Below are 10,668 nucleotides of genomic sequence, written 5' to 3' on the forward strand. Positions count from 1 at the left end.
ACCGCCTGGCCGACGAGGACCCGCTGGAGGTCCTCAAGGTCGACAACGACGAGGTGTACCGCGCGCAGATCGCCAAGCTCGAGCGCCTGCGCGCCGAGCGCAACCAGGACGACGTGGACGCGGCCCTGCAGGCCCTGACGAACTCCGCCGAGCGCGGCGCCGCCGGCGGCGGTTCGCTGGACGGCAACCTGCTCGGGCTCGCCGTCGACGCGGCGCGGGCCAAGGCGACCGTCGGTGAGATCTCCGAGGCGCTGGAGAAGGTGTACGGGCGCCACCAGGCCGTCATCCGTACGATCTCCGGCGTGTACCGCGACACTTCCGCCGAGTCCGGCGACGAGAAGCTGGGCCAGGTGCTGGCCGCGACCGCCGACTTCGAGGAGGCCGAGGGGCGCCGTCCGCGCATCCTGGTCGCCAAGATGGGCCAGGACGGCCACGACCGCGGCCAGAAGGTCATCGTCTCCGCGTTCGCCGACATGGGCTTCACCGTGGACGTGGGTCCGCTCTTCTCCACGCCCGAGGAGGTCGCCCAGCAGGCGGTCGACGCGGACGTGCACATCGTCGGCGTCTCGTCGCTGGCGGCGGGTCACCTCACCCTGCTGCCCGCGCTCAAGGCGGCGCTGGCCGAGCAGGGGCGTCCCGACATCATGGTCGTCATCGGCGGCGTGATCCCGCCCGACGACGTGCCCACGCTCAAGGAGATGGGTGCGGCCGCGGTGTTCCTGCCGGGCACCGTGATCGCGGACTCCGCCCTCGACCTGCTGGCCAAGCTCCGTTCGGCCTGAGCAGACCATGGCGGCTGTCGACCTCGACACCCTGTACGCCGGCATCCGCGCAGGTCAGCGCGCGTCGGTCTCCCGGGCGATCACGCTCGTGGAGTCGATGCGCCCCGACCACCGGGCGCTGGCGCGCGACCTGCTGGCCCGGCTCGCCGAGGACTCCTCGGCGGGCCCGGCCGTACGGGTCGGCATCTCGGGGGTGCCCGGGGTCGGCAAGTCGACCTTCATCGAGGCACTCGGCACCCACCTGACCGCCCAGGGCAAGCGGGTGGGCGTCCTCGCGGTGGACCCGTCCAGCGTCCGCACCGGCGGCTCGGTGCTGGGTGACAAGACCCGGATGCCGCAACTGTCGATCGACCCGAACGCGTTCATCCGGCCCTCGCCGTCGGCCGGCACCCTGGGCGGCGTGGCCGCCGCGACCTCGCAGGCGATGAGTGTCCTGGAGGGCGCGGGGTACGACGTGGTGCTCGTCGAGACCGTCGGAGTCGGCCAGTCCGAGATCACCGTGGCCGGCATGGTGGACACGTTCCTCTTCCTGACCCTGGCCCGCACCGGTGACCAGCTCCAGGGCATCAAGAAGGGCATCCTCGAGATCGCCGACGTGATCGCGGTCAACAAGGCCGACGCCGAGGGGGCCGCGGAGGACCGCAGCGCCGAGGCCCGCGTCGCCGCGCGCGAGCTGGCCGGTGCCATGCGCATGGTCCGCGGGCACGGCGAGTGGGCGCCGCCGGTGGTCACCTGCTCGGGCCTGACCGGCGTCGGCGTCGACGACGTCTGGGCCCGCATCGGCGCGCACCGCGACCACCTGGGCCACGACGGCCTGCTGGCCAAGCGCGCCCAGCAGCAGCTCGACTTCACCTGGACCCTGGTCCGCGACATCCTCAACGAGCGGTTGCGCCGCTCGGAGCCGGTGGCCGCGATCCGCCAGCAGGTCGCCGACGACGTCCTGTCCGGACGCCTCTCCGCCCCGGCCGCGGCCGACGCGATCATCGCCGCCTTCGACGAGGGCTGAGCCCCCACGCACCATCCCGGGGCGGCACCGTGAACCGTTGGGCCCCGATCGGGGAAGAGGGGGCATGGAGAACGTTGACGACGCACCGGGCTCGCGGGAGCTGACGGACGCCGAGGTCCTGGACCTGGCCCGTGAGCGCCCCGAGCAGCTGGGCATCCTGTTCGACCGGTACGCACCGGAGCTGCTGCGCCACCTCACCCGCCGGGTGGGGGCCGCGGACGCCGAGGACGTGCTGGCCGACGTCTTCGTCGTGGCGCTGGAGCGGCGGGAGTCGTACGACCCGTCCGCGCCCTCGGCGCGGCCATGGCTGTACGGCATCGCCACCAACCTGCTGCACCGCCGTCGGCGGGCACAGGCCCGGCACCTGCGGGCGCTGGCACGGATGTCACCCGAGGACCGTGACGTCGTGCTGCTGGTGGCCTGGGGCGACCTGTCCCAGCCCGAGGTGGCGGCGGCGCTCGGCATCCCCGCGGGCACGGTCAAGTCGCGTCTCCACCGGGCACGTCGCGTGCTCCGGGCCCACCTGGCAGCGGACGGTACGCCCGCCCGCCTGCCCCGCCCCAGCGACCGCCTGGCGGTCGTGACGTCGAACGGAGACGACCTGTGAACGAGATCGAGCTGCTCAGCCGCGTGGGTGACCAGACCCAGCCGGACGCGGACGCCCTGGCCCGGGCACGGTCCCGGGTGCTGTCCGAGGCCGCTCCGGCCGTACGGCGTCCGCGCCGGAGGTGGCCGGTCGTGGCCGGGGTCGCTGCTGCCGCCGCCTGCACCGCCCTGGCGGTGACGCTGGTCAGCCTCCCGGGACCCCAGGGTGCCCAGCCGGCGCAGGCAGCGGCGGTGCTGCTGCGTACGGCCGCGATCGCCGAGGACGCCCCGGCCGCGGGGCCCGGGCGAGTACCTGCACGTCGTGCACCGCACCACCCGCTGGTACGGCGGCGAGCCCGGTGACGACACCACGGAGAGCTGGGTGCCGGGCTCGGTCGGGAGGCAGAAGCGCATGCTGGACTCCGACGGGATCCTCTACCGCGGCCGGGTGGAGGTGCCGGAGATCGCCCTGCGTGCCGACCTGGACGTCGAGACGGTCCTGGCGTGGTTGCGCACGGACTCCGGCGACCTGCGCGGTGACGCGGCCGCCGTGGAGCGGGCCGGGAGCGTGCTGCTGACGGAGTACGGGGTCTCGCCGCAGTTCAAGGCGCTGGTCTTCGAGGCGTTGGCGCGCATCGACGGGATCGAGCAGGTGGGCGCCGACTCGCTGCGCGACGCCCCCGGGGCCCCGGAGGGCGGGATGACGGTGCTGGCCACCGGTGACGGCCCGATGACGCAGCGCTTCGTCCTCGACGCCTCCACCGGACGCTTCCTGGGCATGCAGGGGACCGGATGGGGGCCCGACGGGGACGGCGCCTGGGTCACCTGGGTCAGCACCGAGGTCGTCGACACCCTGCCGCCGCGGGCCCGCGGCGCCGCCACCTCCGTCGACGGATAGTCCCGGCGGCCCGCCACGACCGGCCGCCTCAGAAGAACTCGTCGAGGAGCCGGTAGAACTCCAGCAGCACGGGGTCGGCGTCCGCGGTCCACGGCCTCCCGGCCAGGGCCACGGACACCGGCCCGGTACGGCTGACCAGGGCCAGGTCGAGGTGCCGGTCCGCGACGCCCAGCGAGCCGACGTCGACGACCCCGACGAGCCGTCCGGTGTCGGGGGAGACCAGGACGTTGTCGGCCGTGGCGTCGCCGTGGCAGACGGCCAGCCCGGAGGTCTCGGCCTCCTCGGCGTGGGGGAGCCGTACGGCCAGGTCGTCGAGCAGGGACGCCACCGTTGCGCCGGCGCGCTCGGGGTCGAGGTCGTCGAGGTCGACCAGTCCGGTGTCGGCCCGGCGCCGGGCCTCGGCCACGGTGACGCGCAGCCGGCGGTCGAACGGGCAGGCTGCCACGTCGAGTGCGTGCAGCCGACCCACGGCCTCCCGTACGGACTCGGCAGCCACGGGGCGCAGCGCCATCGGCACGCTGGCGGCGGGGACCCCCGGCAGGGCCGCGGTGACCAGGGTCGGGACGGGGCCCTCGACCCAGTCGAGCACACGCGGCGCCACCACGTCGGTCCCGGCCAGCCACAGCAGCCGGTCGCGCTCGTGGGCGACGTCCGGGCCGGACTTCGCGTACGCCATCCCGCCCGGGCTGCGGCGCAGCACGGCCCCGCTGCGGCCGGACGTGACGAGCGCCCAGTCGGCGAACTCGTCCATCGGCGTTCCTCTCCACGAGTCGACGACCTCGCACGGTACCGGTCGCCGTTAGCATCGTGGTGATGTCCATCGATGCCCCGGCCCCTGACGCCCATCCGGCGACCTACGACGCGCACGCGCTGATCGACCAGGTCGTCGCCGAGCGTGGTGACGCGCTGCTGGCGCTGCGCCGCGACCTGCACGCCCACCCCGAGGTGAGCTGGGCCGAGGCGCGTACCACCGAGCGGGTCGTGGAGAGCCTGGCCGGCACCGGCTGGCGGCTCACCCGGCCCGAGGGCGGCGGGCTGGTCGCGGACCTCGGCTCCGGCGGCCGGCTGGTGGCCCTGCGGGCCGACCTCGACGCCCTGCCCATCGACGACCTCACCACGGACCCGTGGCGCAGCACGGTCGCGGGCGTGGCCCACGCGTGCGGCCACGACGTGCACGTCTCCGCCCTCATCGGTGCCGCCTGGGCGCTCGACGCGGTCCAGCGCGCGGGGCGCCTCGACGGCCGGGTGCGGCTGCTGTTCCAGCCCGCCGAGGAGGTCATGCCCGGGGGAGCGCTGCACCTCATCGAGGACGGTGCCCTCGACGGCGTCGACGCGATCTACGGCCTGCACTGCGACCCCAGCCTCGACGTGGGTCGGGTCGGGCTGCGCGAGGGTCCGTTGACCGGCGCCGCGGACTTCCTGCAGGTACGCCTCAACGGCCGCGGCGGCCACACCTCGCGCCCGCACCTCACCGAGGAGCTCACCTTCGCGCTGGGCAAGCTGATCACCGAGCTGCCCGCGATCCTGTCCCGGCGCCTCGACCCCCGTGCGGGCGTCTCGGTGGTGTGGGGCAAGGTCGCTGCCGGTTCGGCGGCCAACGTCATCCCCGGCACCGGCGAGCTCGTCGGCACCGTACGGATGCTCGACGCGGTCACCTGGACCGAGGCCGAGCACCTGGTGCGCACGCTGATCGGCCAGGTCGTGGCCCCGTACGGCGTCACCGCGGAGGTCACCTACCAGCGGGGGGTGCCGCCGGTGGTCAACGACCGCGACGCCTTCGTCCAGCTGACCACCGCCGCCGAGCGGGTGCTGGGCCGGCGTGGTCCGGTGCCGACGCCGCAGAGCCTCGGGGGCGAGGACTTCGGGTGGTACCTCAACCAGGTGCCCGGCGCGATGGCACGACTGGGGACGCGGACCCCGGGAGGCTCGACCTTCGACCTCCACCAGGGCAACCTGCGCGTCGACGAGCGGGCCACCGCGATCGGCGCGCGCCTGCTGGCCGACGTCGCCGTCCTGACGCTGAGCGTGTGAGAGACCGGTCACTGGCGGGTAACGGTTTGGCAGGGCGCCGGATTTTCTCCTGCGAACACGGCTAATCTGCTGTCGAATGTGCGCCCGCGGGGGCGTTCCATAACAACCGATCAGGAGGCGCCGTGAAGAAGACGGCTCGATTCGCTGCCGTGGCCGTTATCGCCGCGATCACCCTTGCCGGGTGTGGAGAGCGTCCCTCGGACGACGACGGCAAGGCAGACGAGACCACCACCCCGACCAAGACCGCCGAGCAGATCGACTTCAAGGCGTGCATGGTCTCCGACTCCGGCGGCTTCGACGACAAGTCGTTCAACCAGACCTCGCACGACGGTCTCCTCTCGGCTGCCGCCAACATCGGCGTGCAGACCGCCGAGGTCGAGTCGCACTCCGACTCCGAGTACGGCGACAACATCGACGCGCTCGTGTCGCAGGGCTGCAACTCGGTCACCACCGTCGGCTTCCTGCTCGGTGACGCCACCCTGGCCGCGGCCAAGAAGAACAAGGACGTCGACTTCTCCATCGTCGACTACGCGTACTTCAACGAGAAGGGCAAGAACATCGCCCCGGCCAACCTCCAGGGTCTGACGTTCAACACCGACGAGCCGTCGTTCCTGGCCGGCTACCTCGCTGCTGCCACCACCGAGACCGGCACCGTCGGCACCCTCGGCGGCATGAACATCCCCACCGTGACCATCTTCATGGAGGGCTTCCGCCTCGGCGTCGAGCAGTACAACAAGGACTCGGGCGAGAAGGTCAAGCTCCTCGGCTGGGACGGCAAGGGTGGCTCGTTCACCGATGACTTCGAGGACAAGACCAAGGGCCAGAACATCGCTGCCCAGATGATCGGCCAGGGCGCCGACATCGTCTACCCGGTCGCCGGTCCCGCCGGTCTGGGTGCCCTCCAGGCCGCCAAGGACGCCGACGTCCAGGCCATCTGGGTCGACACCGACGGCTGCGTCTCGGCCGCCGAGTACTGCGACGTGCTGCTGACCTCGGTCATGAAGGCCATGGACGTGGCCGTCGAGGCCTCCATCCAGGCGTCGGTTGACGACAGCTTCTCCAACGAGCCGTACGTCGGCACGCTGGAGAACGGCGGCGTCGGCCTGGCCGACATCAAGGACGGCGTGGACCAGGAGGTTCTCGACAAGATCGAGGAGCTCAAGGCCCAGATCATCGCTGGCGAGATCAAGCTCAGCTGATTGCTGAATTCCTGAGCGCACAAGGACGCCGGGGCGGGGAGCACGTGCCCGCCCCGGCGTTCTATGCTCAACGCACCCGCAACATCGTCCATCCGCGTGTGGGCGGGCCGGCTGCCGGGATCGACAGCGTCGTCGAGAGGGACTGTTTTGAAACTTGAGATCAAGGGACTGACCAAGCGGTTCGGGTCGTTCACCGCCAACGACTCGATCGACCTGACGATCGAGCCGGGTGAGATCCACTGCCTGCTCGGCGAGAACGGGGCCGGCAAGTCCACCCTGATGAACATGCTGTACGGGCTGCTCGACCCCACCGAGGGCGAGATCCTCATCGACGGCGAGCCCGTCACCTTCGCCTCGCCCCGCGACGCGATCGACGCCGGGATCGGCATGGTGCACCAGCACTTCATGCTGGTCCCGGTCTTCTCCGTAGCCGAGAACGTCATGCTGGGGCGCGAGAAGACCCGCGGGCTGGGCGTGCTCAACCGCAAGGCCGCCGCCGACATGGTCAGCGAGCTGTCCGAGCGCTACAACCTGGCCGTGGACCCCAGCGCACTGGTCGGCGACCTCCCGGTCGGCGTGCAGCAGCGCGTGGAGATCATCAAGGCCCTCTCGCACGACGCGAAGGTGCTGATCCTGGATGAGCCCACAGCGGTGCTCACGCCCCAGGAGATCGACGAGCTCATGGAGATCATGCGTGAGCTCAAGAAGCAGGGCACCTCGATCATCTTCATCACCCACAAGCTCCGCGAGGTCAAGGCGGTCGGCGACAAGATCACCGTGATCCGCCGCGGCAAGGTGGTCGGCACCACCAGCCCCATGTCGAGCGAGTCGCACCTCGCCGAGATGATGGTCGGCCGCGCGGTCAAGCTGGTCGTCGACAAGGACGCCCCCGAGGTCGGCGACCCGGTCCTGACGGTGGACAACCTCACCGTGGTCGACCCCCGCGGGCACCAGGTCGTCAAGGACGTCTCCTTCGAGGCGCGCGCCGGTGAGGTCATCGGCATCGCCGGCGTCCAGGGCAACGGCCAGACCGAGCTGATCAAGGCGCTGATGGGTCTCGTACGACCCGACGCCGGCGTGATCCGGCTCGACGGCGAGGACATCTCCAAGTACGGCCCGCGCCAGTCGCTGGACGCCGGGATCGGGTACATCCCCGAGGACCGTTCCCACGACGGCTACGTCGGCCCGTTCAGCGTCCGCGAGAACCTGATCCTCGACCTCTACCGCTCCGACGAGTTCTCCCGCGGTCTCGCGCTCAAGCTCGACGCGATCGAGGCCAACGCCGAGGCGCGGATCGAGGAGTTCGACATCCGTACCGAGAGCGCCGAGACGCCGGTCAGCTCCCTGTCGGGCGGCAACCAGCAGAAGGTCGTCGTGGCGCGGGAGTTCTCCCGTCCGCTCAAGGTCCTGATCGCCTCCCAGCCGACCCGCGGCGTGGACGTCGGCTCGATCGAGTTCATCCACAAGCGGATGGTCGCCGAGCGTGACCGCGGCACGGCCGTGGTCATCGTGTCGACCGAGCTCGACGAGATCTACGCCCTCTCCGACCGCATCGCCGTCATGCACGACGGACGCATCGTCGACATCGTCAGCCCCACCATCCCCCGCGAGGAGATCGGCCTGCTGATGGCCGGCTCCACGCGCGGCCCGAACGAGGTGAGCGCATGAGCACCCCGACCCCCGCCCCCGAGAAGGAAGCGGCCCCGCCGCCGCCCCCGGAGCCGCCGGCCAAGAGCGGCCGGACCTGGGTGCCCACCCTCGTTGAGACGATCGTCTCCATCGTGGCGGCCCTGGTCATCGGTGCCCTGCTGATCGCGCTCAGCGACCAGGACACGCTCGAGTCGGCCAGCTACCTCTTCAGCTACCCGGGTGACTTCTTCAGCAACGCCTGGCACGCGATCTCGTCGTCGTACAGCTCGCTGGTGCGTGGCTCGATCGGCAGCTGGGAACGGATCAGCACGACGCTGGAGCGCTCGGCCCCGATGATCTGCGCCGGCCTCGGCGTCTCGCTGGCCTTCCGGGCCGGGCTCTTCAACATCGGCGCCACCGGCCAGATGACGCTGGGCTTCCTGTGCGCGGGCTACGTCGGCTTCACCTTCGACCTGCCGCCCGTGCTGCACATGCTGGTCGCCCTCGTCGCCGGCCTCGTCGGCGGCGCCCTGTGGGGCGCGATCGCCGGTCTGCTCAAGGCCAAGGCGGGCGCCCACGAGGTGATCTCGACGATCATGCTCAACTACCTGGCGGCCTCGATCCTGCTGTTCGCCCTGAGCAAGGACGCGTTCCAGCGTCCCAACAGCGACAACACGCTCTCGCCCCCGGTCCACGACAGCGCCACCTTCGGCAGCGTCGCGGGCACCCACCTGGGCGTCATCCTGGCGCTGGTCGCCGCGTTCGGCGTCTGGTGGCTGCTCGAGCGCAGCACGCTCGGCTTCGAGCTGCGCGCCGTGGGCGCCAACCCGGAGGCCTCGCGCACGGCCGGCATGGACGTCGCGAAGGTCTTCACCATGGGCATGCTGCTGGCGGGCCTGCTGGCCGGCCTGGCCTCGACGATGCTGGTCCTGGGCGACCAGTCCTCGCTCAGCCCGACCCTGGCCGGGACCATCGGCTTCGACGCGATCACCGTGGCCCTGCTCGGCCGCGCCACCCCGCTCGGCACCGTCCTGGCGGGCCTGCTGTTCGGCGCGCTGAGCGTCGGCGGCGTCGCGATGCAGGCCTCGGCCGGCACCCCGAAGGAGCTCGCCAGCGTGCTGCAGGCACTGATCGTGCTGTTCGTGGCCGCGCCCGCCCTGGTGCGTGGCCTGATCCGGATGCGGGGCGGGTCCGGGGAGTCAACCGTGATGGCGAAGGGATGGGGCGGATGAGCACCATGACTGCCGAGACCGTCGACACCGTCGACGTCCGCGACCGGGCCGACATCGCCCGGCAGATCAAGCAGATCGTCGTCTTCGCGATCGTGACGGTGCTGCTGACCTGGTTCGCCCTCACCATCGATGACGGCCACGTGCTGTACACGATGGGTCGCCGCGTCACCAAGGAGGACCCGGCGCAGACCCTCAACGGCATGCCGCTGGTCTGGATCTCCCTCGTCATCGCCGTGGTCGCCCTCGTGCTGGCCGCGGTCAACCGGGTGCCCAAGGGCTGGCTCGGGATGGTGGTGTACCTCCTCGTGGGTGCCGCGTTCTTCGCCGGCTTCATGATCTGGATGTACGCCGACCAGGAGGCCGGCCGCGACATCGTCATGCAGAACCCGATGCCGGAGACCATCAAGCTGGCCACGCCCCTGATCCTGGGCGCGCTGGCCGGTGTGATGTGCGAGCGCGCGGGCGTCATCAACATCGCCATCGAGGGCCAGTTCCTCATGGGCGCGTTCTTCGCCTCCGTCGCCTCGTCGATGGCGTACAGCGCCGAGATGGGTCTGGTGGGCGGCATCCTCGCCGGCGTGGCCATGTCGGCCCTGCTGGCCGTCTTCGCGATGCGCTACCTGGTCAACCAGGTCGTGCTCGGTGTCGTGCTGATCGCCCTGGCGACCGGTCTGACGAGCTTCTTCCTCAGCCAGATCCCGGCCGAGCACAAGGAGTACCTCAACACCCCGCTGGTGCTGCCGCCCATCGAGATCCCGTTCCTGTCGAAGATCCCCGTGATCGGCTCCTCGCTCTTCGAGCAGTCGCTGCTGGTCTACCTGATGTACGCCTCGGTCGTGCTGGTCACCTGGCTGCTCTTCCAGACCAAGTGGGGTCTGCGCGTGCGCAGCGTCGGTGAGCACCCCAAGGCCGCCGACACGGTGGGCATCAAGGTCAACCGCACCCGCTGGCAGGCCGTCCTGCTCGGTGGTGTCTTCGCCGGTCTCGGTGGCGCCTACTTCACCGTCGGCTCCACCGGCGCCTTCGACAACGGGGCGTCGGCCGGCAACGGCTTCATCGCCCTGGCCGCCGTCATCATGGGACGTTGGCACCCGGTGTGGGCCTCCATCTCGGCGCTGTTCTTCGGCCTGATGTGGACCCTGCAGGCGCAGCTGGCGTTCCTGGACAAGATCCCGGGTGAGCTGCTGCGGGCCTCGCCGTACCTCGCGACCATCATCGCGGTCGCCGGCTTCGTCGGTCGGGTCCGCCCGCCGGCCGCCGACGGCGAGCCGTACGTCAAGAGCTGAACCACACCGAGGATGGGCCG

The 10,668-nt window shown here is 71.2% G+C and carries 11 protein-coding genes; 10 read left to right on the plus strand and 1 reads right to left on the minus strand.

The features are described 5' to 3' along the window. The 5 genes from ACI379_RS08850 to ACI379_RS08870 form a co-directional block, all read left to right on the plus strand. Positions 1-782: methylmalonyl-CoA mutase family protein (locus tag ACI379_RS08850; protein ID WP_439791720.1), on the plus strand; the 782-nt coding region annotated here is incomplete at its 5' end. 7 nt (positions 783-789) lie between these two features. After that, positions 790-1,788 carry a methylmalonyl Co-A mutase-associated GTPase MeaB gene (gene meaB / locus ACI379_RS08855; RefSeq protein WP_439791721.1) on the plus strand — a complete coding sequence of 333 codons (999 nt, stop codon included), beginning with the start codon at positions 790-792 and terminating at the stop codon, positions 1,786-1,788. Positions 1,789-1,852: 64 nt separating this feature from the next. Beyond that, positions 1,853-2,395, plus strand: a complete 543-nt coding sequence (locus tag ACI379_RS08860; RefSeq protein ID WP_439791722.1) for an RNA polymerase sigma factor — start codon at positions 1,853-1,855, stop codon at positions 2,393-2,395. Beyond that, positions 2,392-2,736 carry a hypothetical protein gene (locus ACI379_RS08865; RefSeq protein ID WP_439791723.1) on the plus strand — a complete coding sequence of 115 codons (345 nt, stop codon included), beginning with the start codon at positions 2,392-2,394 and terminating at the stop codon, positions 2,734-2,736. Before ACI379_RS08860 ends, ACI379_RS08865 begins: the two co-directional genes overlap by 4 nt. Then, positions 2,696-3,271, plus strand: a complete 576-nt coding sequence (locus tag ACI379_RS08870) for a hypothetical protein (RefSeq protein WP_439791724.1) — start codon at positions 2,696-2,698, stop codon at positions 3,269-3,271. The genes ACI379_RS08865 and ACI379_RS08870 overlap by 41 nt, the downstream gene beginning before the upstream one ends. Before the next feature lie 28 nt (positions 3,272-3,299). Here ACI379_RS08870 and ACI379_RS08875 read toward each other — a convergent pair whose 3' ends face one another. Then, entirely contained in the window at positions 3,300-4,022 is a 723-nt protein-coding gene (locus ACI379_RS08875; protein ID WP_439791725.1) for a phosphotransferase, read from the minus strand. Positions 4,023-4,084: 62 nt separating this feature from the next. Here ACI379_RS08875 and ACI379_RS08880 point away from each other — a divergent pair, with 62 nt between their 5' ends. From ACI379_RS08880 to ACI379_RS08900, 5 genes are all read left to right on the plus strand, one after another. Then, entirely contained in the window at positions 4,085-5,302 is a 1,218-nt protein-coding gene (locus ACI379_RS08880) for an amidohydrolase (protein WP_439791726.1), read from the plus strand. A gap of 122 nt (positions 5,303-5,424) precedes the next feature. Next, complete coding sequence (locus tag ACI379_RS08885) at positions 5,425-6,501, plus strand: BMP family lipoprotein (RefSeq protein ID WP_439791727.1); 1,077 nt, start codon at positions 5,425-5,427, stop codon at positions 6,499-6,501. Positions 6,502-6,648: 147 nt separating this feature from the next. After that, positions 6,649-8,169 (plus strand): ABC transporter ATP-binding protein, encoded by a 1,521-nt coding sequence (locus tag ACI379_RS08890; RefSeq protein ID WP_439791728.1) that lies wholly within the window; start codon positions 6,649-6,651, stop codon positions 8,167-8,169. Further along, the gene (locus ACI379_RS08895; RefSeq protein ID WP_439791729.1) at positions 8,166-9,362 is read left to right on the plus strand and encodes an ABC transporter permease; all 1,197 of its coding nucleotides are present in this window, start codon (positions 8,166-8,168) and stop codon (positions 9,360-9,362) included. Before ACI379_RS08890 ends, ACI379_RS08895 begins: the two co-directional genes overlap by 4 nt. Continuing rightward, a complete protein-coding gene (locus ACI379_RS08900; RefSeq protein WP_439791730.1) occupies positions 9,359-10,648 on the plus strand; it encodes an ABC transporter permease in 1,290 nt (429 codons plus the stop codon). Before ACI379_RS08895 ends, ACI379_RS08900 begins: the two co-directional genes overlap by 4 nt. The last annotated feature ends 20 nt before the right edge of the window (positions 10,649-10,668 follow it).

Origin of the sequence: Nocardioides sp., assembly GCF_051876515.1 — a bacterium.
Taxonomy (GTDB): domain Bacteria; phylum Actinomycetota; class Actinomycetes; order Propionibacteriales; family Nocardioidaceae; genus Nocardioides.